Consider the following 21,967-nt stretch of genomic DNA (forward strand, 5'->3'; position numbering starts at 1 on the left):
GGCGCGAGGGGCGCGGCGACGGGCGCGGGGGCGGGTTCGGGGGCGGGTTCCGGGGTTTCCTCCGCCTCCGCGACCTCGATGCCGAAGTCCGTGGCCAGGCCGGCCAGTCCGTCGGCGTAGCCCTGGCCGATCGCGCGCAGCTTCCAGACCGGCCCACGGCGGTACAGCTCCGTGAGAAGCACGGCGCGTTCGCCGTCGGTGAGGGCCGGCGGCCGGAAGACGACGGGTTCGGCGCCGGGCTGGGTGGCGCTCACCCGGACGTCCTTGATGTCGCGGAAGGTGCGCGAGGCGTCGTCGGGGTCGCAGCTGGCCACCAGCACCACCCGGTCCACCTCGGCGGGCAGGGCGGCGGGGTCCACCTCGATGCGCTCGGGTCCGTCGGCGTCGGCGGCCCGGTGACGCACGGCCCCCGACTCCGCGGCGGGCTGGTTGTAGAAGACCAGGTCGTCGTCCGACCTGACCTTGCCGTCGGCCGCCACGAGCAGGGCGCTGAGGTCGACCGTGTCGCCCTGCGCGTACAGCTCGACCGTCACCGGTCCGTCCCCCAGAGCGGTGTTCCCGCCTTTGCCCAGTTCCGGCATGTCGCCCACCCCCGCGCTGTCCGCTCCGCGCTCTCGGCCATCGGTTTCCCGCCACTGTGTCACATCGCGGGCGCCCGCGACCGCCGTGGGGCTCTCGCCGGGCGGGCAGCCGGGGGCACCGGCGGCGCGCCCGTGCGCACCCCTCCTCCCGGGCGCCGTCCGTGGCGCATGATGGGCGTATGAAAGAGCTGGCCGGGCGCCTGACCGCGCTGGACCCGGACGCCGGTGCCGCCGTGCAGGTCATCGCCTACTTCGACCGGCTGGCCGAGGCGCGGGCCGGGGTGGAGGCGTTGGTGCGCGGGGCCGCCGTGCTCTCCGGGGTGCCCGCGCGGCTGGTCGACGCCGAGCGGCGGGTGCGGGTGCGGGTGGAGGCCGACGGCACGCGCCGCGACAGCGATCTGCCGCCCGATCCGGCCTGGCCGTCGGCCGCCCTGGTGCCGGGCGGGGTGCCCGCGCTGTGGCTGGAACGGGGCGACGCGCCGCCGAGCGTCGTCGACGCCGTGATCCTGGAGCGGGCGGCCGGCGTCGTACGGCGCGTCCTCGACCGTACGCGCGGCCGGGCTCCTGGGTCGGGGGACGACGACCCGGCCCTGGTGGAGACGCTTCTGGACGCCACCGCTCCCGCGACGGCCCGGCTGCACGCGGCCCGCCGGCTGGGCCTGGATCCCGCCGCCCCGGCCCGTGCGCTGGCCGCACCCGACGGACGGCCCCGGGTGCGGGCCGCGTCGCGGGAGGCCGGGCCGCCCGAGGGCCGGGCCGGGGTCGGTCCCGCCGTCCCGGTGCTCGAACTGCCCCGCTCCTGGGCCGCCGCCCGCGTCGCGCTGCGCTTCACCGCCGACGGCACCGCGCACGACCCCGGCCCCCGCGTCGTGCACGCCGAGGACCTCGGCGGCCTCGCGCTGCTGGCCGATCTCGTCCCGCCGGGTGCCGAGCCGCCGCCGGACGTCCGGGCGCTGGAGGCCGCCGCCGCGGACGCCCCCTGGCTGCTGGCCACCCTCCACGCGGTCACCGCTACGGCCAGTCTGCGGGCGGCGGCCGCCGAGGTCGCCGTGCACCACTCGACGCTCCAGGACCGCCTGGCCCACGCCGAACACCTCCTGGGCTGGCCGGTCCGCACCCCCCAGGGCCGCCTGCGACTCCACCTCGCTCTGACGATGCGCCGCCTGGCGAGGCCGTAGCGCCGGTTCAGCGCCGCGGGGCGGCGCCGACGAGGAGGGCGGCGGTGCGCAGGCCGTCCTCGGAGACGAAGACGTGTCCGCCCATGGTGGTCGTCACCAGGATCACCCCGAGGATCTGGGGGCAACGGATGATCTGATCTCACCGGCGACGTCGCCCGGGTCCCCCGCTCTGCCTGTCGGTCAGCACCTTCTGCGCTTCGGACCACTTGCCCAGCGCCCTCAGCACTCCGGCGAGTGCGTGCACGACGTCCACGGTGCGGGGGTGCTCCTCTCCGAGGACGCGTCGGGTGCGGGAGAGCGTGTCCCTGAACGCCGCCTCGGCCTCGGCATACCTCCCACAGGCGGTGAGCGTGACGGCCAGCTGGTGCGCGGACTCCAGCGTGTCGGGATGGTCGTCACCGAGAACCCGGCGCCGTCGCGCGAGCACGTCTTCGTGCAGCCGCCGCGCCTGGGCGTGGTCGTCGACCGAGCCGAGCATGACGGCCAGCTGGTGCGCGGACTCCAGCGTGTCGGGGTGATCGTCACCGATGAGACGACGCCGCCGCGTCAGCACGTCCTCGAAGAGCCGCCGCGCCTCGGCGTGGTCACCGACGGCCGAGGTCGCCTCGGCCAGGCACGCCGCGTAGCTGAGGGTGGTCGAGTGGTCCTCGCCCAGGGTGGCGGCCCATTGCCGGTGCAACTGCGTGGACAGTCGCAGGGCGTCATCGGGCCGGCCGCTGCGGAGCAGGTAGTGGATCGAGCGGAGCAGCATGTAGCTCAGCTCGGCGTGGTCGGTCGCGCCGGCTCGTCCCGTGAGATGTGCGGTCAGGACGGCCCACTCCGGCCAGGTGGACCGCAGGGCCGGATCACCGGGGTCGGCCGCCGCCAGGACGACGGTGACGTCCGAGCGCAGGGCGGCCGCCTCGTCGGCTGAGGTGCGCTCACGCAGGATGGCCTGCGTCAGCCGATGGACGTGGAACTTCTCGTGGTCGACGCCGCCCAGGCCGTAACGGGTGATCAGACGCAGGGAATCGTAGGGCCAGGAGAGGTCATCGGTGTCCACGGGGACGGCTGACAGACGATGGCGCGCGTGTTGCAGCCAGCGGACGGGGATGGGCTCGGGGCCGAAGAACGACCCGAGGCGCAGCAGGGACGCGGCACCGGGATGCGCGGCGGTGAGCCGGTCCATGGCGATCTGGACGGTGGCGGCGAGGGACGCCGGGTAGGCGGTGACGGCTCCTTCGTTCAGCAGCGCGGCCGTGCGCTCGGTGAGCAGTCGCAGATACCGCTCGACGCTCATGCCCTCGCCCAGCACGCCGGCCGCCTGGGCGAGCGCGAGGGGCAGGTCACCGAGGTGCAGGGCGAGCGTGTCCGCCTGTTCGGCGGTGAGGCCGGGCAGCCGTTCGTGGAGATAGAGGAGGGCGTCGCCGCGGGAGAAGACGTCCAGGCGGATGACGCGGACCGCGGCATGCCAGTCGGGGTTGCGGGACGTGATCAGCACATGCCCGGCGCCCTCGGGCAGCGCGTCGAGGACACGGGGGTCGTCGGCGTTGTCCAGGACGACGAGCCAGCGGTCCGTGAAGCGCAGGTGCTCCTTGACCGCGGCGGCGCTCATCCCGGCGTCCCCCTGGGGATCGGCGACGCCCAGCCGGACGGCCAACTCGGCCAGCTGGTCGACCAGGTCCGCGGAGTCCTCGGCGTCGGTCCACCAGATGACGTCGTACTGGTCGGCGCAGCGGTGCGCGTACTCCAGCGCGGTCTCGGTCGTGCCGACCCCACCCATGCCGTGCCGTGCCTGGATGGCGGCCCTCTTGCTGTCGAGCAGGACGGTACGGAGGTGGACCAGCAGGTTCTCGCGACCGGCGAAGTCGGGATTGCGCCGGGGAAGGTTCGAGACACCGGGCCGTGGTGCGGTGTCCGGCGTCTCCTGTCCTGCGCCGCCGGGGAACTGCGGTCTCCCGGCAGGTCGCTTCGGTCCTTCCACGGCCTCCAGCAGAGCGGTGAGGGCTTCCGTCTCGTCGAGGCCGTGCAGCTCCTTGCGCAGCAGGGGCGCCAGGACGGCGGGGAGGTCGTCGGCTTCGACGGGCTCGACCACGAGGGGGACGAACCGGCCGTTCCGTCCGTTCCGGCCGAGACCCGCCAGCCACTCGTCCTCGGTCCATCGGCCGGGCTCGAGGTACGCGGGTGACAGGAGCGCCACGATGACGGTGGCCTGCTCGAGCGCCGTGTTCATCCGCTCGACGAAGTCGTCTCCGGTATCCCAGGACCAGACGTCGAGTTCGACCCGGTGTCCGGCGTCCGACAGGTGCCAGGCCACCCATTCGGCCCACGCCCGGTCCTCTGGGGCGTAGCTGATGAAGACGCGTTCCGGCTCCGTGCCGGCAGGGGTCTGCGCCGGTTCCTCCGGCGCGGCGGCGGGGCTCGCTCCCATGCCGGCCACATCGGCCCAGGACGGTCTGGCGAACGCCTCCGGCCCGGCCGCAACCGTGACGGTCTGCCGAGATGTGCCGGTCAGGGCGCCCTTGATGCCGCGCGGGCTGCCGTAGCGGGGCCTGAGGTATCCGGCGACCTGCGCGCGGTCGAGTTCGCGGACCTTGTCGGCCTCCTCGCGGTACTGGGCGCCGCGCAGGGCGTCCCGGACGCGCGGCGCGAACTCGAACCGCGGCTCCCCCGGCAGGGGGAGCCCGTCGGGTCCGGTGGTACGGCGCAGGAGCCCGCCGAGGAAGACCTCGGCCAGGTCGCTGCGCGACGATTCCGGCAGCAGGGCGCGCTGCACCAGCCGGGCGACCGGGATGGTCAGCTCGGACAGCGCGGACAGCAGGCCCGCCAGCCGCCAGGCCTGGGGGGAGGACGAGGCGCGGAACCTGCGGATCGCCTCCTGCGGGGCCACGGTGGCGGCCGCCGAGGAGGATCGCCGGGCCGGGCCCGTGGTCGTCGCGGACGGCGGGCGGGTCGGGAGGAGCAGCGCCGCGGAGGTGGTCCACCGGCCGCTGCCGGCCGTCATCTCGGCCCAGGCGCGCAGCGGGCGCGGTTCGAGTTCGACGACGGGAACGGGGAGGGCGGCCGCGCCGCGGCGTGCGCGGTGGGGCTCCGTGGCCAGGGTGTGCCAGCGGCTGTTGGGCAGGCCCGGCTGGGGGATGTGCATCAGCGTCGGCACCGGTGCGATGCCGACGCGGTTCCACAGGGCGGCCGGGAGCAGATGGGCGAGGGCCACCTGTGAGGACCGGGCCCAGTCGAGCAGCAGGCGGTGCGCGGCGCCCGTCCGCCACATCGCGCCGACCGTGTCGGTGAGCACGACGATCAGCTGGTCGCCCGCCGGGTCGACGACCTCCCGGGGGTGCCGTGCGGGCCGGTTCACGGCGGGGTGGGGACGCAGCTCGACGGTGGTGCCGTCCGCGCCCGCCGAGAGGTTCCAGCGGCGGATGTCGCGGAAGGCTCCCAGCCGTGCCACCTCGTGCTGGATCTCGGTGATCTCGTCCTGCCACAGGCTCATCGACGGGCTGCGGTCGACGACGAGCGCGAGGCCGAGCCACCGGGCCGGCTCGGGGCGCAGCACCGGGATGAGGATGTCCTCGTCCACCAGCCGGGTGACGGTGGCCTCCTCGTCCAGTTCCACTGCGGTACGGGAGGGGACCTTGCGGGTCAGCGGCTTCAGGGCGCGGGCCAGTGACAAGGCGTGCGGCAGGGACGCCGCGGCCGGGACGCGCACGGGCGTACCGGACGGATTGTCGCCGTCGCGCGGGTCGCCGCCGGGCAGGTGGAGGCCGAGTGTCTCCTCCTCCGGCGCCGGCTCCTCCCCCTCCTGCCGCGACCGCGGCTCCTCCGCGGCCTCGGCCGTCTCGTCGGCCGATGCCGCGCCGGGGAACCGCCGCCGCCACGGCTCGGCGACGCGCCCCGGGGCCCAGCCCGGCGGCAGGACCCGCTGGGCGAGCCAGAGGACGTCCGCCAGCTCCTCGGGGGTGGGGTCCTCGACCCCGCCCTGGGCCAGCAGCGGCAGGAGATCGGAGATCATGTGGCGTCCGGCCCGCTCAGCTGGTGCATGGTCGCCTCGGACAGGCGCTTGAGGTCCTCCGGGGCCGTCCACGCGCCGGCGAGCCGGAGCTGCACGGCGTTGAGCAGCTGGTCGGTGGCCAGGTCCCCGGTGCTGCGCCGCTCCAGGAACGCCTCGATGAGGCCGCCGGGGGCCCCGGCCGCGTCGGCCGCCTCCTGTCCGATGCGCTGCGCGACGATGCGGTACAGCTTGTCCTCGTTGGGCAGCGGCAGGTTGAGCCGGATGCACCTGCGCAGGAACGCGGGCGGGAACTCACGTTCGCCGTTGCTGGTGAGGACGACGACGGGAAAGGCACGGCAGCGCACCCTGCCGCCGTGGACGCGGGCCGTGCCCGCCTGGTCGTCGGTGCCCACGGACACCGTCGGGAAGGACTCGGACAGCCGGACCAGTTCCGGGATGTCGAAGCGCCCTTCGTCGAGGACGGTCAGCAGGTCGCCCGGCAGGTCGATGTCGCCCTTGTCGATCTCGTCGATGAGCAGGACCCGGGGCCGCTCGGTGGGGAGGAAGGCGGTGCCGAGGGGGCCGAGCTGGAGGTAGCGGCCGATGGTCTCGGCCGGGTCGGTGTCCACGGCGGGCGGTGCGTCCGAGGGCCGCTCCAGGCGCCTGAGGTTGGCGTCCTCCAGCCGCCGCAGCGCGTCGTAGCGGTACAGGCCGTCCCGCAGGGTGGTCCTGCTGGTGATGGGCCAGCGCAGCACCGGGCCGAGGGCGAGATCCTCGGCGATGCTGTGGGCGAGCGTGGACTTCCCCACGCCGGGGACTCCGGTGACCAGCAGCGGACGGCGCAGGTACAGCGCGGTGTTGACGAGGTCGATCTCCGGCTCGTCGGCGATGTATCCGGCGCCGCGTTCGCGGTCCGCGGCGTAGCGCTCGTCGTCCAGTGACGGTGCCTGGTAGTCCGGGTCGATCTCGCCGTCGAAGACGCGCCAGGGCGGCTGGTTCTCGGCGAGCCGGGCGAGCCGGTCGACGGATCGGTCGCCCTTGTAGATCCACCAGTCGTTCACGGCACCTCCGGTCGTGGGGCTTGCGGGTGCGCGGCGGTCGTCACAGGACGAAGCTCGCGTCGGTCAGGGGGGTGGTCTCCAGGGCGTGATCGGGATCGTCCCAGAGGAGGACGACGCTCGCCTGTGCGGAGGGAGTGAGGTCGCGGTTCCTGCGGACCCGCTTCACCGCGCCCGGCAGGGCGCGGACGTCGTCGATGGGGAGGAGGTCCCGCAGGCCGGGCGTGGCTCCGTCCCGGGCACGGTCGGCGCGCTGCCACACCACGACCGGCATGCCGACGTGCAGCGCCGCGCGCCAGGCGGGCTCGGCGTCCTGGGCGGTGATGGCGACGCAGGCGGGATGGTCGAAGTCCTGCCAGCGGGCGACATGGGCGTCCAGCAGTGCGAGGTCCTCGTTCCCGAGCCAGCAGACGGCGTCGTCGTGCGTGCCGCCGCTCGTCTCGAGCCAGGCCCAGCGCACCGACCACAGATGGGCGAAGTCCGCGAGATCCCGCGCGGCGGGGCAGCGGACCACCACTTCGTACTGCTCGCCGAGCTTCCACGGCTTGTAGAGGCTGGCGCCGCACAGCCACTGGTCGAACTCGACCTCCAGCAGTGTCTCGGTGACGGCGAACTCGATGCGTCGCAGCTTCGGCGGCCGGCCGCAGTCGGCTTCGCTCCGGCCGAGCGCCTCCGCCTCCCGTTTGAAGGTGCGTAGGCACTGGTCGACCAGGGCGCGGGCCTCGTCGACGGTCACCCGCAGCCGGTCCGTCGCGTCCTCCGGCGGCTGGATCCGCTTCCAGTCCGACAGCCCGGACGACGCGCGCAGCCAGACCTCCGCGAAGACCCGGTCGCGTTCCTGGGGGTCCTGGTCGAGCCGCACCAGCATGGTGACGTGCAGCGTGTTGAGCTCCGGCGCCGGCGGCGGCTCGGGCAGGTCCAGCCGCTGCCGTACCCCGCGCACCCAGGAGTTCAGGGCGGCCGCGCGCCGCCGCCCCTCGACGCCCCTGGCAGCGGCGAAGCCGGCGGCCAGCGCGTGAGCGAACGCCACCACCTTCGGCAGCGCGTCGGCGTCCTGTTCCCGTGCGTCCAGGTCCAGTGCCCAGTCGTACAGGTCACCGGTCGGCGTCGTGAAGGGCGCGGCCGCCCACGCCTCTCCGTTCACGCCGAAGGACCACCGGTAGGCCTCCGCGCCCCAGGGGGCCGCCTCCAGTCCTTGGAGGAGTTCCCCGAGGCGCAGCCAGGCCTCGGGGTCCAGGCTCGTGGGCGTGGCCGGCGCGGCAGGCCGGCGGGGTCGCGCCGCGACGGGGGGCGGCGGGCCGTCGGGCCTGCGCAGCAGGGCCTGCAACAGGAGCTTCGCGAGCTGGTTGGGGTCGTGCACCTTCTGCACGGTGACCCCGCTGTCGCTGCGCAGCCGCCGCCGGAACTCTTCCTGGCGTTGGGCGTGGGCGTCCTTGACCGCCGCGTAGGGCAGCCCCACGTCCTGCTCCTCGTCCAGCAGGAACACCAGCCGTTCCAGGCCCGCGTCGGTGGCTTCCTCGAACTCCAGCTCGGTGTAGGACAGGTGCGGCAGGTCGGGGACGGGCGAGCCGTAGCGGAAGCCGATGATGCCGACGTAGAGGTCGGCGCGCCGGACGTACTCGCGGCAGTACGCGGCCGGTTTGCCGTCCCGGGCGGTGAAGTACTTCATGTCGACGGGCAGGTCCTCGGCCCGGAGCACGGCCTCCTCGGCCGCCTCCACGAACGACAGCGCGTCCGGGTATCTCCGCAACTCCGAGGTATGGCTGAGGAACACCCGCCGCGGATCCGTCACGCGCCCACCCCATAGACATCCAACCGCCCCGTACAGCCCGATGCCCCAGGTTAAGCACTCGCGGCCCTCGGCGGGGCCGAGTTGCCCGGCGAGGCCGGTCGACGGCGACCGGCCCGGCAGTCGGGACGCCGGGCCGGTCGTCCGCCCGAGGGCCGCCGCGGCTCAGGCCCAGGCGGTCACCGGGACGAAGGAGCTGTCCTGCCGGAAGAGGTCCGTGCCGTCGGCCTGCTCCACCCGCAGTTGGTAGTCGTAGTGGCGCAGGTAGTACCCCGGGTAGTTGTACGACTCGAAGCGCACCGAACCGCTCGCCGTGCCCGTCCGCGCGATGAACGTGGCGTCCTTGGCGAAGGTCGAGGTGCCGTCGTTGGGGTCGAAGCGGGCGCGGAAGGAGTAGTGGCGCAGGTAGTTGCCGGCCGCGTCGCGGAAGGAGTAGCCGTTGGAGTCGGCGAGGCCCGGGACGACGGTGAAGGTGGCGGCCTGCTTCTCGGCGGTGGTGCTGGAGGCCGTCACCACCGGGAGGTTGAGCAGCCCGGACTGCCGCATCCAGTGGCGGGTGGTGTAGTTGACCGAGCGGAAGGAGCGGGTGACGTTCTTCGCGAGGGTCACCCCGCCGGAGACCGTCTCCTTGATGACGGTGAAGTGCCGGGCCGTGCCGGACACGGCGGGCATGGCCTTGGGGGTGCTCCAGGTGGCGAAGGTGTCGTAGCTGTCGCTGTAGTAGTAGTTGCCGTCGCCGTAGCCGTCGAAGAAGAGCCGCCAGGCGCCGTTGTCGAGCTGGACGAGCGCGGGGCCCTCGCGGTAGCTGCCCCAGCCGGCCCAGTCGCCGGTGCGGGAGATGGTGTAGGGGCCGTTGAGGTTCGAGGCGGTGGCGTACTCGATGTACTTGGTCGTCTCGTTCTTGGTGAAGGCGTGGTAGGTCGAGCCGATCTTCACGATGAACGTGTCGATGTGGTTCTCGCCGATGCCGGCCAGGGCGACCGGTGAACTCCAGGCGGTCAGCGCCGAGTTGGTGGCCCGCAGCCGGTACGGGGTGAAGATCCACTGGTCGTCGGTGGTCGAGCAGGACACGATGACGTTGACGCTGCCGTCGCTGTCGACGAACCACTCCGGGGCCCAGGCGCGGGAGAGGTTGGCGATCGGGACCGTGTAGTCGTACAGGAAGGTCCAGTTGAGCCGGTCGGCGCTGCGGGCGAAGCCGATGGTGGTGCTGACGTCCTGCCAGGTGTGGGTGGTGTAGGTGATGTAGTAGTAGCCGTCGGTGTGCTTGAAGATGCTCGCGTCGCGGATGCGGTTGCTGGGCGGGGTGTAGGCGGAGGCCTTGGCGAGGCGGAAGTCGGTGGCGTCGTCCGACTGGTAGACGTTGACCGTGCCGTCGTTGCTGTTGAGGAACGGCACGATCGTGTAGCGGGTGGCCGAGCCGCTGGGCGGCGCGGCGGCGAGGGCCGTGCCGAGCAGGCCGGGGAACTCGCCGAGGACGAGCGCCGAGGCGGGCAGTGCGGTCAGCGCCCGCAGCAGGGCGCGGCGCGACGGGGTGGGACGTGTGGTCATGTGCGGCTCTTCCTAACGGCTCAGGGCCCCCACGACTCGGGGGTTCGACATGCCGAACAGGGTTCGGAAAGTCGATCAGAAGGTAGGGGTGAGGCCGGGGCGCGTCAATGCTTTGCGCAGGAACGGGAGCGCCCTGTGGGACGCCTGTGGCCTGCGGGGCACGCGCATCCGGCGGAAGAACGTTCCGCTGACGGCCCGCCAGAGGTTACCGTGCGGTAGACGACGTGCTCCCGGAGGTGTCCCGCATGACGCTCGACCGTTCCGCAGGCCTGGTGGACACCGCCCGTGCGCTCGCCGCCGGGGAGGTCTCCTCCCGCACGCTGGTCGAGCGGACCCTGGCGCGGATCGAGGCGACCCAGGGCACCCTCAACGCGTTCCGGATCGTGCGCGCCGAGGCCGCCCTCGCCGAAGCGGAGGCGGCGGACCGGAAGTTGGCCGCCGGGGTGCGCACACCCCTGCTCGGGGTGCCCGTCGCCGTCAAGGACGACATGGACGTGGCCGGCGAGCCGACCGCCTTCGGCTGCCAGGGCGAGCACCCGCCGGCCGCCGAGGACGGGGAGGCGGTACGGCGGCTGCGGGCCGCCGGCGCCGTGATCGTCGGCAAGACCAACACCTGCGAACTCGGACAGTGGCCGTTCACCGAGGGCCCGGCCTTCGGCGCCACCCGCAACCCGTGGAACACCGAGCACACCCCGGGCGGCTCCTCGGGCGGCTCGGCGGCCGCGGTGGCGGCGGGGCTGGTGCCGGCCGCGCTCGGCTCGGACGGGGCCGGCTCGGTGCGCATCCCGGCGGCCTGGACGCACCTGGTCGGCATCAAGCCGCAGCGCGGGCGCGTCTCCACCTGGCCGCGCGGCGAGTCCTTCCAGGGCATCACGGTCAACGGCACCCTGGCCCGGACCGTGGCCGACGCGGCGCTGCTGCTCGACGCGGCCTGCGGCAACCACGCGCGCGACCCGCACCGGCCGCCCGCCGTCGACGCCTCGGCGGCCGTCGGCCGCGACCCCGGGCGGCTGCGGATCGCGCTCGCGCTGAAGCCGCCGTTCACCGCCGTGCCCGCCCGGCTGCGGCCCGAGGTGCGCGCCCGGGTCGTCGAACTCGCCGAACGGCTCGCCGCGTCGGGGCACATCGTCGAGGAGGCCGACCCGCCCTACGGGCAGATCGGGCTGACCTTCGTGCCCCGGGCGACCGCCGGGATCGCGGAGTTCGTCGCCGAGGCGCCCTTCCCCGCGCTGCTCGACCGGCGCACCCGCGACGCCGCCCGGCTCGGCCGGCTCCTCGGCGGGGCCCCGCTGCGGGCCGCCCGGCGCGCGGAGGCGGCCCTGCACCGCCGTATCGGCGCCTTCTTCGCTCGCTACGACGTCGTCCTCGCGCCGACCACGGCCACTCCCCCGCCGCGCATCGGGGCCATGGCCGAGCTGGGCGGATTCGCCACCGACCGGGCCATGATCGCCGCCTGCCCGTACGCCTGGCCGTGGAACGTGCTGGGGTGGCCCGGCGTCAACGTGCCCGCCGGCTTCACGCCCGGCGGGCTGCCGGTCGGGGCGCAGTTCCTCGGCCCGGCGAACAGCGAGCCGCTGCTGCTCTCGCTCGCCGCGCAGGTGGAGGCGGAGGCGCGTTGGCACGAACGGTGGCCTCGGCCGCTCACCGAGGATTCCCCGGCCGCCGGGGCGCCCCTACCCTGAGTCCATGGACGATGCGTCGATGGTCGGGCTCATGGGGCGGGTCACCGGGACGGTCGGACCGGGACTGGTCGGCGAGGTGATCGTCCGGGTGCGGGGCGGCGCCGAGCACTTCCTGGCGTACCCGGCGAACGGCACGGGCCGGATCGCGCCCGGCACCGTCGTGATGATCGTGGAACACCTGCCGCCCAGGACCGTGTACGTCACGGAGGCGTACGACGGTTGAGCCTGCCGGGACGCGGGTGAGAGCCGGGCGTCAAGGTTTCGGCAAGGAACGGCAAGCGCCTTCACGCGGGGCCCGTGCGGGCGCACACTCCCTTCGTCCGGTGCCGGACGGGCACCATCAAAAGGGGGCGTATGCCGATGGTCGTCGGCGTGGTTGCGGGGGTGGCGGTCGTCGCCGCCCTCGTTGTGATCGGTCTGTTCAAGATGATGTGGCGGGTCGCCGAACCCAACGAGGCACTCGTCATCTCCGGCTCCGCGCACCGTACGGAGGGGCTGGAGGAGGGCATGGGCTTTCGCATCGTCACCGGCCGGGGCACGCTGGTGCTGCCCGGGGTGCAGGTGGTGCGGAAGCTGTCGCTGGACCTGAACGAGACGGAACTCCAGGTGGACTGCGTGACCCACCAGGGCATTCCGCTCAGGGTGCGCGGCGTGGTCATCTTCAAGGTGGGCGACGACTTCGTGTCGATCGCCAACGCGGCCCGCCGCTTCCTGGACCAGCAGAAGCTGATGTCGGAGCGGGTGCACAACGTCTTCGCCGGCCATCTGCGGTCCATCGTGGGCGGGTTGACCGTCGAGGACATGATCCGGGACCGGGAGAAGCTCACCGGGCAGACCCGGGCCGCGTGCGGCACGGAGATGGAGAAACTGGGCCTGATCGTGGACTCGTTGCAGATCCACGAGATCGAGGACCCGACCGGTTACATCAAGAACCTGGCGATGCCGCACGCGGCGGCCGTGCAGCGCGACGCGCGGATCGCGCAGGCGGAGGCCAACCGGCTGGCGACGGAGGCGGAGCAGCAGTCGTTCGCGCGGATGGCGGAGGCCACCCGGGACAGCGAGATCCTCCAGGCCGGCTACCAGGCCGAACGGGACAAGGCGGCCGCGGCGGCCCGGCAGGCGGGACCGTTGGCCGAGGCCGCCGCCCGGCAGGAGGTCGTCGTGCAGGAGACGCGGGTCGCCGAACTGGAGGCGCACCGGCGCGAGCAGCAGCTCCAGGCCGATGTCCGCAAGCCCGCGGACGCGATGGCGTACGAGAAGCGGACCCTGGCCGAGGCCGAGCGTGACGCGCGGATCTCGGCGGCGCAGGCCAAGGCGAAGGAGACGGAGCTGGCGGCCGCCGCCGAGGCGACCCGGGTGAAGACGGCGGCCGGCGCGGAGGCCGAGGCGACGAAGACCCGGGGTGCGGCCACGGCGGCGGCGACCCGGGCCACCGGTGAGGCCGAGGCGGCCGCCGCCCAGGCGAAGGGGCTCGCGGAGGCCGAGGCGGCCAGGGCGAAGGGGCTCGCGGAGGCCGAGGCCATCAAGGCGCGGGCCGCCGCCCTCGCCGAGAACCAGGAGGCCGTCGTCGCCCAGCAACTCGCCGAGAACTGGCCGGAGATCGTCCGGGCCGGCGCGTCCGCCTTCGGCAATGTCGACAACATGGTGCTGCTCAACGGCGCCGACGGCATGTCCGAGCTGTTCGCCAAGGCGCTCACGATGGGCGGCACCGGCCTGGGTCTTGCCCGGCAGCTGCTGGCGTCCATGAACCCCAACGGCCAGGGGGCGCCGGAGAGTTCCCTCAACGGCGTGGTGCCCGCGCCGCCCGCGCGGAAGGTGCCCGTCGAGGAGAAGTGACGCTCCCGTGGGGGCGCCCTTCGAGGTGCCCCCACGGGGATGCCACGAGGGCACCTTCACGGGGAACCCAGGGGAATCCGCGGGGGAACCCTCACGGGGAGCCCACCGGGCAAGCCTCTAAGGTGCCCCCGTGACCGCGTTTACCGAAGAGCACGTTCCCGGCCGTTCCGGCCCCTCGGCCACCACCGAGGCCGACCCGCGCGAGGTCGGCCGGGTGCGCACCGAGTACTCCCCCGCGCACGACGGCGACCCCGATCCCGGGGAGATCGTCTGGACGTGGGTGCCGTTCGAGGAGAACGACGGGCGGGGCAAGGACCGTCCGGTGCTGGTGGTCGCCCGTGAGGCGGCCGGGACGTTTCTCGCCGTGCAGCTGTCGAGCAAGCGGCACGACGGGGACCGGGAGTGGGTGCCGATCGGCAACGGGCCCTGGGACCGCTCGGGACGCGACTCCTGGGTCGACGTGGACCGGGTGCTGCGCCTGCACGAGCAGGGCATGCGGCGGGAGGCGTGCGCGCTGGACCGGATGCGGTTCAACCTGGTGGTGCACCGGCTGCGCGAGCGCTACGGCTGGAGCTGAAAGGCCCGCGCGAAGGCGCCCCGCACCGCGCTGTCCGGCGTCCGGTCCAGCACCCCGAACACCACGTGCTCGAAGGTGTGCGCGAACCGCCCGCCGGGGCCGAGCAGCGCCCGGAACGCCCCCGCCACCTGCGCGGGGTCGTTGCGGAAGACGCCGCAGCCCCAGGCGCCGAGCACCAGCCGCCGGTAGCCGTGCGCGGCGGCGGTCTCCAGGACCCGCTCGGCGCGGACGGCGAGGGCGCGCGGCAGCTCGGGCGCGCGTCGCGGCTCCGTACGCAGCACCACGCCCGCGTTCGGCGCGGCGGCCGTGAGGAATCCGGCGCTGTAGGGCTCGTCCAGCAACCGGCCCCGGTCGTCGCGGAAGACGGGCACGGCCGGTGAGTGGATGACACGGTCCGTGTAGACGGGGTCGCGGTGGGCGCGGTGGTGGTCGTAGAACGCGCGTGCCCGCAGCAGGCAGGTGTGCAGTGCGGAGGCGCGGCACAGGGCCTCCTCCTGGGCCTGGGCGCCGTTGAGGTAGCCGCCGCCGGGGTTGCGGGCGGAGGCGAAGTTGAGTACCGCCACCGGTGCCGTGTCCGCGAGGCGGCGGGCGGCTTCCAGGCTGCTCTCGCCGGTGACCTCGACGGACGTCTCCACCGGTGCCCGCCGGGGCACGGGCACCGGGTCCGGCCCGACCACGCGGGTGCCCTCCCGGGCCGCCCGGATGCGCGCCGCGAGGGACACCTCGCGCCCGTCGGCCGTGCGGTACCCGCCCGCGGCCACGATCTCCTCGGTCTGGCGCGCGATGCCGCGCAGCCGCGCGCTCACGGCGCCACCCCCGTGCGCGCCGTGAACACACGCCGGCGCCTCTCCCCCGTCGTGCTCATGAACGCATCCTGAGCGATGCCCGTCCTGCGGTGCAACAGGGTTTCCCGAGCCCCGAAACAACTCGGAATTTCGCATTCCGAGTCCTGAAGGTACCGTTGTGCACCCTTGTGCGAACGGCGCTGACGGTCTTGGGTGGGACAGGTGATGCCGGTCCGGGTCCACCGACGCCGGACCGGTGGCATGGTGGAATCTCAGGAGGATCCCGACATGTCCGATTCGTCAAGCATCTCGGTGGACGGCTGTACGGAGCCCCGTACCGCCCTCACCGAGGCCGAGGTGGAAGCTCTGGTCCGGGGCATCTGTTTCAAGACCGGCCCGCCCCGCACCGTCGGGGTCGAACTGGAATGGCTCGTCCACGAGCTGCGCGAACCGCGGCTCCCCGTGACACCCGAACGACTGGAAGCGGCCTATGCCGCACTGGGGTCCGTGCCGTTGGGGTCGGCCCTCACCGTGGAACCCGGCGGACAGCTGGAGCTGAGCTCGCCGCCCGCCGCCTCCCTCACGGAGTGCGTCGACACCGTCTCCGCCGACCTGGCCGCCGTCCGCGCGGTCCTGCGCGAGTCGGGCCTCGCCCTGTCCGGCCTGGGCACGGACCCCTGGCACCCGCCCCGCCGGTTCCTGCACGAGCCCCGCTACGACGCCATGGAGGCCTGCCTGGACCGCACGGGTCCGGCCGGCCGGGCCATGATGTGCACCTCGGCGTCCGTGCAGGTCTGCCTGGACGCCGGCCACGAGGAGCCCGGCCCGCTGGGGCACGGGCGGCGCTGGTGGATGGCGCACACGCTCGGCGCGGTGCTGGTCGCCGCCTTCGCCAACTCCCCCGTGCTCGGCAGCACCCCCACCGGCTGGCGCTGCACCCGGCAGTTGCTGTGGATGGAGATCGGCGCCGGCCGCGCGGGCGCTCCCCTCCCGGACGCCGACCCCCGCACGGCCTGGGCCCGGCACGTGCTGGACGCGCCGGTGATGTGCGTACGCCGCGACAGCGGCCCCTGGGACGTGCCCGAGCGGCTGACGTTCCGCGAGTGGACCAGGACGGGCACGCCGACCCGGGCGGATCTCGACTACCACATCTCCACCCTGTTCCCGCCGGTGCGGCCGCGCGGCCATCTGGAGCTGCGCATGATCGACGCGCAGCCCGGCGAGGACGGCTGGATCGTGCCGCTCGCCGTGACGACCGCGCTGTTCGACGACCCGGAGGCCGCCGAGAGCGCCCACCGCGCGGTGAAACCGCTGGCCGAACGGGCCCTGCCGCGTCCCGCCCCGCACAACCCGCTGTGGATCCAGGCGGCCCGCGCCGGGCTGACCGATCCCGAGCTGCGCGAGGTCGCCGTCGCCTGCTTCACGGCCGCGCTGGAGGCGCTGCCCCGGCTCGGTGCCGGCCTCGCGGTCACCGACGCCGTCGGCGCCTACCTGGACCGCTATGTCCTGCGGGGCCGCTGCCCCGCCGACGACCAGCTCGACCTCCTGGGCCACCCCGACGGCCGCACCCACGGGAAGGACTTCCGCCCATGACCGGGCCCGCACCCGAGACCCCCGACACCGGCACCGACACCGACGCCGACGCCCTGCGCAAGCGCGCGCTGACCTCGCTGCTCACCGCGCGGGACCGCACCACCCTGCTGACCAGCTGTGTCGAGGACCCCGACCTGACCGCCCAGCACTCCCCGCTGATGTCCCCACTGGTGTGGGACCTCGCGCACATCGGCAACCAGGAGGAGCAGTGGCTGCTGCGCGCGGTGGCAGGCCAGGAGGCGATACGCCCCGAGATCGACAGCCTGTACGACGCCTTCGAGCATCCGCGCGCCGAGCGGCCGTCGCTGCCGCTGCTGCCGCCGGACGAGGCCCGCCGGTACGCGGCCGAGGTGCGCGGAAGGGCGCTGGACGTGCTGGAGGCGGCCGACTTCCACGGCACGCGGCTGACGGAGGCGGGCTTCGCCTTCGGAATGATCGCGCAGCACGAACAGCAGCACGACGAGACGATGCTGATCACCCATCAGCTCCGTTCGGGCCCGCCCGCCCTCACCGCCCCCGACCCGGATCCGGTGCCGCTGTTCACGGGCCCCGCCGAAGTGCTGGTCCCCGGCGGCCCGTTCACGATGGGCACCTCCGGCGAACCGTGGGCGCTGGACAACGAACGCCCGGCACACCGGAGGGAGGTGGCGCCCTTCCACATCGACACCACCCCGGTCACCAACGGCGCCTACCAGGCCTTCATCGAGGACGGCGGCTACGACGACGAGCGCTGGTGGGCACCGGAGGGCTGGGCGCACATCCGCCGGCACTCCATCCGCGCCCCGCTGTTCTGGCACCGCGACGGCGGGCAGTGGCTGCGCCGCCGCTTCGGCGTCACCGAGGCCGTGCCGCGCGAGGAGCCGGTGCTGCACGTGTGCTGGTACGAGGCGGACGCCTTCGCCCGCTGGGCCGGGCGCCGGCTGCCCACCGAGGCCGAGTGGGAGAAGGCGGCCCGCTTCGACCCGGTGACGGGCGGCTCGACGCGTTACCCGTGGGGCGACGCCGACCCCGGTCCCGAGCACGCCAACCTCGGCCAGCGCCATCTGCGGCCCGCCCCCGCCGGCAGCTACCCGGCGGGTGAGTCGCCGCTCGGCGTACGGCAGTTGATCGGCGACGTGTGGGAGTGGACGGCGAGCGACTTCCGGCCCTACCCCGGGTTCCGGGCCTTCCCGTACAAGGAGTACTCGGAGGTGTTCTTCGGGCCGGACTACAAGGTGCTGCGCGGCGGTTCCTTCGCGGTGGACCCGGTCGCCTGCCGGGGCACCTTCCGCAACTGGGACCACCCGATCCGGCGGCAGATCTTCTCCGGTTTCCGCACCGCCCGTTCGGAGGCCGTCTGATGTGCCGGCATACGGCGTACGTGGGGCCGCCGGAGCCGCTCGGCCGACTGCTCGTGGAGCCCCCGCACGGCCTGTACCGCCAGTCGTGGGCGCCCCGGCGGCAGCGGCACGGCACGGTCAACGCCGACGGTTTCGGGGTGGGTTGGTACGCCGAGGGCGACCCGGTGCCGGCCCGCTACCGCCGGGCCGGACCCATCTGGGCGGACCTGTCCTTCGCCGACCTGGCCCGGGTGGTGCGCAGCGGCGCGCTGCTGGCCGCCGTACGGGACGCGACGCTGGCCGGAGCGGACGCGGAGGCCGCGGCGGCGCCGTTCGCCGCGGGTTCCTGGCTGTTCAGCCACAACGGGGCGGTCAGGGGCTGGCCGGGCTCCCTGGAGCCGCTCGCGCGGTCGCTGCCCGCGGCCGACCTGCTGTCGATGGAGGCCCGCAACGACTCCGCGTTCGTGTGGGCGCTGGTCCTGGCCCGGCTGCGGGCCGGGGACACCGCGGGCCAGGCGCTGGCCGACACCGTGCTGGAGGTCGGCGCGGCGGCCCCCGACTCCCGTCTCAACCTGCTGCTAACCGACGGCACGACGATCACCGCGACCGCCTGGGGCGACACCCTCTGGTACCTGACGGAGTCCGGCCGCGTGGTCGTGGCCTCCGAGCCCCACGACGACGACCCGCGCTGGCGGGAGGTGCCGGATCGCACCCTGCTCACGGCGGACCGCGCCGAGGTCCTGCTCACCCCGCTCAAGGACCCGGGCGCGGACGCGGCACCCGTACCACCTGAGGAGACCCGCACGTGAGTCCGTTCCACATCACCCGAACCCTTCCCGAGGACGCCACGGACGCCGCTCTGCGCGCCGATGTCCTGCACGGCCTCACCGCCACCCCGAAGACGCTGCCGCCGAAGTGGTTCTACGACGCGCACGGCAGCGAGCTGTTCGAGCGGATCACCGAACTGCCCGAGTACTACCCGACGCGCGCCGAGCGCGAGATCCTCCTGGACCGCGCCGCCGAGATCGCCGCCGCGTCCGGCGCCCGCACCCTCGTCGAGCTGGGCTCGGGCTCCTCGGAGAAGACCCGCCATCTGATCGAGGCGCTGACCGGCCTGCACACCTATGTGCCGGTCGACGTCAGCGAGAGCGCGCTCACCGGGGCCGGACACGCGCTGATCGCCGAGCATCCGGGGCTGCACGTGCACGCCCTGATCGCCGACTTCACCGCCCGGCTGGCGCTGCCGGACACTCCGGGCCCGCGGCTGCTGGCGTTCCTCGGCGGCACCATCGGCAACCTGCTGCCGCGCGAGCGGGCGGTTTTCCTCGCCTCGGTCCGGGCCCTGCTGGCGCCGGGCGACGCGCTGCTGCTGGGCACGGACCTGGTCAAGGACGAGGGGGTGCTGGTCCGGGCGTACGACGACGCGGCCGGGGTGACGGCCGCGTTCAACAGGAACGTGCTGACGGTCGTCAACCGGGAGCTGGGCGCCGACTTCGACGCCGGCGCCTTCGACCATGTGGCCCTCTGGGACGCCGGCCGCGAGTGGATCGAGATGCGGCTGCGCTCGCGGCGGGCGCAGACGGTGAAGATCCCCGCGCTCGACCTCGCCGTCGACTTCGCGGCGGGCGAGGAGCTGCGGACGGAGGTGTCGGCGAAGTTCCGGGAGGACGGAGTGCGCGGTGAACTGGCCGCCGCGGGCCTGGAGCTGACGCACTGGTGGACGGACCGCGCCGGACGCTTCGCGCTGTCGCTGAGCGTCGCGCGCTGACTCAGGACGACGGGCCCGGCGCCGACGAGAACGAAGGCGGGGACGCGGGAGACGACGGCGGCGACGGGGGCGTCAGGGGCGGGCTGCTCGCCTCGGCCGTCGCGGAGTCCTCGACGGCGCCGGAACCCGTCGCGGGCTCCTCGACGACGCCGGGGCCCGCCGTGGACTCCTCGACCGCGCCGGGGCCCGCCGTGGACTCGTCGACCGCGCCGGAGCCGTCGAGGCAGTCGACGAAGCTGACGAAGCCGGCCCGCGCGGTGCCCTCGGTCACCAGGAACTCGTTCGCCGGGTGGCTGCGCAGCAGGCACATGTCGTAGCGGGCGAGCGTCGGCAGGTCCTGCCGCCCGTCGGTCGTCCGGTACTCGTGCCGGCCGACCAGCTGGCAGGAGTCGTAGCGGATGAGCGGCCCGCGCGGGCCCACCGTGTAGCGGTGCGGTCGGGCGTCGGCGGAGAAGTCCTTGAAGGCGATTCCGGTGTCGTCGCAGTCGCTGAAGTGGATCGTGCCGGTCCGCCACATGCTGTCGATGACGCGGGCGTCCGGGTTGCGCACCTCGAAGCGGATGTCCTCGGCGTGGAACCGCTGCACCGAGTCATGGTGCCGGGCCACCGGGAAGCGGAAGAAGGTGCTGCTGGTGCCGTACTCCTCGGTGGGTTCCGGGCGGACGCCGGTGATGATGTACGAGCCGCCCCGGCAGGTGATCGAACCGCCGTAGGGGAACTCCAGGAAGTTGCCCCACTCGTACTCGACCTTCATGTCGGTGAACCAGTAGTTGAGGAACTGGTCCTGGTCGTTGGGGTCCGGCTGGTGGCGCTGCGAGAGACCGGAGTACAGGAACGCCCTGCGGTAGCTGCCGCCGACCCGGCACGCCTCCCAGCGCATCTCCGAGTTGGTGTCCGTGCCGTCCAGGCCGATGCCGTACTCCCACTCCCCCATCCACTCGCACTCCGAGAACCGGTAGTCCTGGGCCTGCCCGGTGGAGTACGAGCTGAAGAAGGAAGCGCCCGGCGTGGCCGAGCGGAACTGGACGCGCTCGAAGGAGAGGTTCGACCAGACGTCCTCGTTGCGGCAGAGGTAGGAGCCCGGGCCGGTGCGGGGGCGGAAGACGAGAGTGGTCATACGCTTGCCCGCCCCGCTGAAGCGCAGCCCGTTGGCCGCGCGCGGCGGGGCGACGCCGTTCAGCAGCGCGTGCGGACGGGTGATGAGGAAGTCGCCGGCCGGGATCTCGATCACCGTGCGCCCGACACCGCGGGAGACCCGGGAGGCCGCGAGCGAGTAGGCGATCTCGAACGCGGTGGTGTCGTCGGTCCGTCCGTCGCCCACCGCTCCGAGGTCGGCCACATTGATCACGAGCGGCGGCCGGGCCCCGCGGCCCCGGCCGGGACCGGCGGGACCGGGCGGAGCGGGGCGGGCTTCCGGTCCGACGGCGGCGGACGCGCTGTGCGCCGTCAGGGCCGTCGTGGCGAGCACCGTCGCTCCGCCACGCAGAAGTTGCCGACGGCTGAGACGAGACATCCCGCCTCCCCGTTCTGTCATAATTGCCTTCTTTCCAGCCGCTTTATTCCTAAAAGGAGTAAAATGTCTGATTTTGCCGAGGTGTTCAGACACCTGTCGGCGGCGCAGAAGCCCCCGAAGGGGGCCTCGCTCTACACCGTGTTCGTCAATCGCCCGGCCGGCCGCTTCCTGGCCGCGCTGGCCTACCGGGTGGGGGCGACGCCGAATCAGCTGACCGTCCTCGGCGCGCTGTTCACCTTCCCGGCCCTGGCCGCGGTGGCGCTGCTGCCGCCCGGCCCGGGGATGGCGGCCTGCGTCGGCGCGGCCCTGGTCGTGGGGTTCGCGCTGGACTCGGCGGACGGCCAGCTCGCGCGCGGCCAGCGCTCGGGGAGCCCCTCGGGCGAGTGGCTCGACCATGTGCTGGACTGCGTCAAGATCGTCACCCTGCACCTGGTGGTGCTGGTGTCGTTCTACCGGTTCTTCACGCTGCCCGGCCCGGTCTTCCTGCTGGCCCCGATGGTCTTCCAGCTCGCGGCCGTGGTGATCTTCTTCGGCGGGATCCTGACGGAGAAGCTCAAGTGGCGCACGCCCGGCGCAGCCCCGGCAGGGGCGCCCACGGGGCTGCGCTCCGTGCTACTCCTGCCGGTCGACTACGGCCTGACCTGCGTCAGCTTCCTACTCCTGGGAAGCCAGCAGGTCTTCCTCGTCGTGTACTGCGCGCTGCTGGCGGCCCACGTTCTGTTCATGGGCGCCTTCCTGGTGAAGTGGTTCCGGGAGCTGCGCTGAGG

General features: G+C 73.6%; 17 protein-coding genes. 10 read left to right on the plus strand and 7 right to left on the minus strand.

Features of this window, described 5'->3' with window-relative positions; all coding sequences use genetic code 11:
- On the minus strand, positions 1 to 581 hold a 581-nt coding region (locus ALMP_RS31585; RefSeq protein WP_264934639.1), incomplete at its 3' end, for a TerD family protein.
- Positions 582 to 760: 179 nt separating this feature from the next.
- Here ALMP_RS31585 and ALMP_RS31590 point away from each other — a divergent pair.
- The gene (locus ALMP_RS31590; RefSeq protein ID WP_264934641.1) at positions 761 to 1,759 is read left to right on the plus strand and encodes a helix-turn-helix domain-containing protein; all 999 of its coding nucleotides are present in this window, start codon (positions 761 to 763) and stop codon (positions 1,757 to 1,759) included.
- A gap of 139 nt (positions 1,760 to 1,898) precedes the next feature.
- Here ALMP_RS31590 and fxsT read toward each other — a convergent pair whose 3' ends face one another.
- From fxsT to ALMP_RS31610, 4 genes are all read right to left on the minus strand, one after another.
- Complete coding sequence (fxsT, locus tag ALMP_RS31595; RefSeq protein WP_264934643.1) at positions 1,899 to 5,750, minus strand: FxSxx-COOH system tetratricopeptide repeat protein; 3,852 nt, start codon at positions 5,748 to 5,750, stop codon at positions 1,899 to 1,901.
- Positions 5,747 to 6,790: a MoxR family ATPase gene (locus ALMP_RS31600; protein WP_264934645.1), complete on the minus strand. Its 1,044-nt coding sequence runs from the start codon at positions 6,788 to 6,790 to the stop codon at positions 5,747 to 5,749. The genes fxsT and ALMP_RS31600 overlap by 4 nt, the downstream gene beginning before the upstream one ends.
- A 40-nt stretch (positions 6,791 to 6,830) precedes the next feature.
- On the minus strand, positions 6,831 to 8,579 hold the full coding sequence (locus ALMP_RS31605) for a DUF4062 domain-containing protein (protein ID WP_264934647.1): 1,749 nt from the start codon (positions 8,577 to 8,579) through the stop codon (positions 6,831 to 6,833).
- A 162-nt stretch (positions 8,580 to 8,741) separates the two neighbouring features.
- Positions 8,742 to 10,127 (minus strand): glycoside hydrolase family 43 protein, encoded by a 1,386-nt coding sequence (locus tag ALMP_RS31610; RefSeq protein ID WP_264934649.1) that lies wholly within the window; start codon positions 10,125 to 10,127, stop codon positions 8,742 to 8,744.
- A gap of 245 nt (positions 10,128 to 10,372) precedes the next feature.
- On the opposite strand from ALMP_RS31610, the gene ALMP_RS31615 reads away from it, so the two are divergent.
- The 4 genes from ALMP_RS31615 to ALMP_RS31630 all read left to right on the plus strand — a co-directional run bounded on the left by ALMP_RS31615 (position 10,373) and on the right by ALMP_RS31630 (position 14,222).
- Entirely contained in the window at positions 10,373 to 11,809 is a 1,437-nt protein-coding gene (locus tag ALMP_RS31615; protein WP_264934651.1) for an amidase, read from the plus strand.
- A gap of 4 nt (positions 11,810 to 11,813) precedes the next feature.
- Positions 11,814 to 12,032, plus strand: a complete 219-nt coding sequence (locus ALMP_RS31620; protein ID WP_264934653.1) for a hypothetical protein — start codon at positions 11,814 to 11,816, stop codon at positions 12,030 to 12,032.
- 131 nt (positions 12,033 to 12,163) lie between these two features.
- The gene (locus tag ALMP_RS31625) at positions 12,164 to 13,645 is read left to right on the plus strand and encodes a flotillin family protein (RefSeq protein WP_264934655.1); all 1,482 of its coding nucleotides are present in this window, start codon (positions 12,164 to 12,166) and stop codon (positions 13,643 to 13,645) included.
- 130 nt (positions 13,646 to 13,775) lie between these two features.
- A complete protein-coding gene (locus tag ALMP_RS31630; protein ID WP_264934657.1) occupies positions 13,776 to 14,222 on the plus strand; it encodes a type II toxin-antitoxin system PemK/MazF family toxin in 447 nt (148 codons plus the stop codon).
- Here the strand turns inward: ALMP_RS31630 and ALMP_RS31635 are convergent.
- Positions 14,207 to 15,028, minus strand: a complete 822-nt coding sequence (locus ALMP_RS31635) for a TIGR02452 family protein (protein ID WP_264934659.1) — start codon at positions 15,026 to 15,028, stop codon at positions 14,207 to 14,209. The two genes, ALMP_RS31630 and ALMP_RS31635, sit on opposite strands and share 16 nt — an antisense overlap.
- Before the next feature lie 267 nt (positions 15,029 to 15,295).
- Here ALMP_RS31635 and egtA point away from each other — a divergent pair, with 267 nt between their 5' ends.
- From egtA to egtD, 4 genes are read left to right on the plus strand one after another with little or no spacing between them, the layout of a single operon-like run.
- The gene (gene egtA, locus ALMP_RS31640) at positions 15,296 to 16,600 is read left to right on the plus strand and encodes an ergothioneine biosynthesis glutamate--cysteine ligase EgtA (RefSeq protein ID WP_264934661.1); all 1,305 of its coding nucleotides are present in this window, start codon (positions 15,296 to 15,298) and stop codon (positions 16,598 to 16,600) included.
- Complete coding sequence (egtB, locus tag ALMP_RS31645) at positions 16,597 to 17,940, plus strand: ergothioneine biosynthesis protein EgtB (RefSeq protein WP_264934663.1); 1,344 nt, start codon at positions 16,597 to 16,599, stop codon at positions 17,938 to 17,940. The genes egtA and egtB overlap by 4 nt, the downstream gene beginning before the upstream one ends.
- On the plus strand, positions 17,940 to 18,728 hold the full coding sequence (gene egtC / locus ALMP_RS31650; protein WP_264934664.1) for an ergothioneine biosynthesis protein EgtC: 789 nt from the start codon (positions 17,940 to 17,942) through the stop codon (positions 18,726 to 18,728). Before egtB ends, egtC begins: the two co-directional genes overlap by 1 nt.
- On the plus strand, positions 18,725 to 19,687 hold the full coding sequence (gene egtD, locus ALMP_RS31655) for an L-histidine N(alpha)-methyltransferase (protein ID WP_264934666.1): 963 nt from the start codon (positions 18,725 to 18,727) through the stop codon (positions 19,685 to 19,687). The genes egtC and egtD overlap by 4 nt, the downstream gene beginning before the upstream one ends.
- 1 nt (position 19,688) lies before the next feature.
- On the opposite strand, the gene ALMP_RS31660 is transcribed toward egtD, so the two are convergent.
- Positions 19,689 to 21,200 (minus strand): glycoside hydrolase family 55 protein, encoded by a 1,512-nt coding sequence (locus ALMP_RS31660; RefSeq protein WP_264934668.1) that lies wholly within the window; start codon positions 21,198 to 21,200, stop codon positions 19,689 to 19,691.
- Between the two features lie 63 nt (positions 21,201 to 21,263).
- Here ALMP_RS31660 and ALMP_RS31665 point away from each other — a divergent pair, with 63 nt between their 5' ends.
- On the plus strand, positions 21,264 to 21,965 hold the full coding sequence (locus ALMP_RS31665) for a CDP-alcohol phosphatidyltransferase family protein (protein WP_264934669.1): 702 nt from the start codon (positions 21,264 to 21,266) through the stop codon (positions 21,963 to 21,965).
- Positions 21,966 to 21,967: the final 2 nt, after the last annotated feature.

It is taken from the genome of Streptomyces sp. A012304, from assembly GCF_026008495.1.
GTDB lineage: Bacteria > Actinomycetota > Actinomycetes > Streptomycetales > Streptomycetaceae > Streptomyces.

Coding starts and splice junctions, on each gene's coding strand:
- ALMP_RS31665 (WP_264934669.1), top strand. CDS start 21,264: ATGTCTGATTTTGCCGAGGTGTTCAGACACCTGTCGGCGGCGCAGAAG.
- ALMP_RS31590 (WP_264934641.1), top strand. CDS start 761: ATGAAAGAGCTGGCCGGGCGCCTGACCGCGCTGGACCCGGACGCCGGT.
- ALMP_RS31625 (WP_264934655.1), top strand. CDS start 12,164: ATGCCGATGGTCGTCGGCGTGGTTGCGGGGGTGGCGGTCGTCGCCGCC.
- egtB (WP_264934663.1), top strand. CDS start 16,597: ATGACCGGGCCCGCACCCGAGACCCCCGACACCGGCACCGACACCGAC.
- egtA (WP_264934661.1), top strand. CDS start 15,296: ATGTCCGATTCGTCAAGCATCTCGGTGGACGGCTGTACGGAGCCCCGT.
- egtC (WP_264934664.1), top strand. CDS start 17,940: ATGTGCCGGCATACGGCGTACGTGGGGCCGCCGGAGCCGCTCGGCCGA.
- ALMP_RS31660 (WP_264934668.1), bottom strand. CDS start 21,200: ATGTCTCGTCTCAGCCGTCGGCAACTTCTGCGTGGCGGAGCGACGGTG.
- ALMP_RS31615 (WP_264934651.1), top strand. CDS start 10,373: ATGACGCTCGACCGTTCCGCAGGCCTGGTGGACACCGCCCGTGCGCTC.
- ALMP_RS31620 (WP_264934653.1), top strand. CDS start 11,814: ATGGACGATGCGTCGATGGTCGGGCTCATGGGGCGGGTCACCGGGACG.
- fxsT (WP_264934643.1), bottom strand. CDS start 5,750: ATGATCTCCGATCTCCTGCCGCTGCTGGCCCAGGGCGGGGTCGAGGAC.
- ALMP_RS31610 (WP_264934649.1), bottom strand. CDS start 10,127: ATGACCACACGTCCCACCCCGTCGCGCCGCGCCCTGCTGCGGGCGCTG.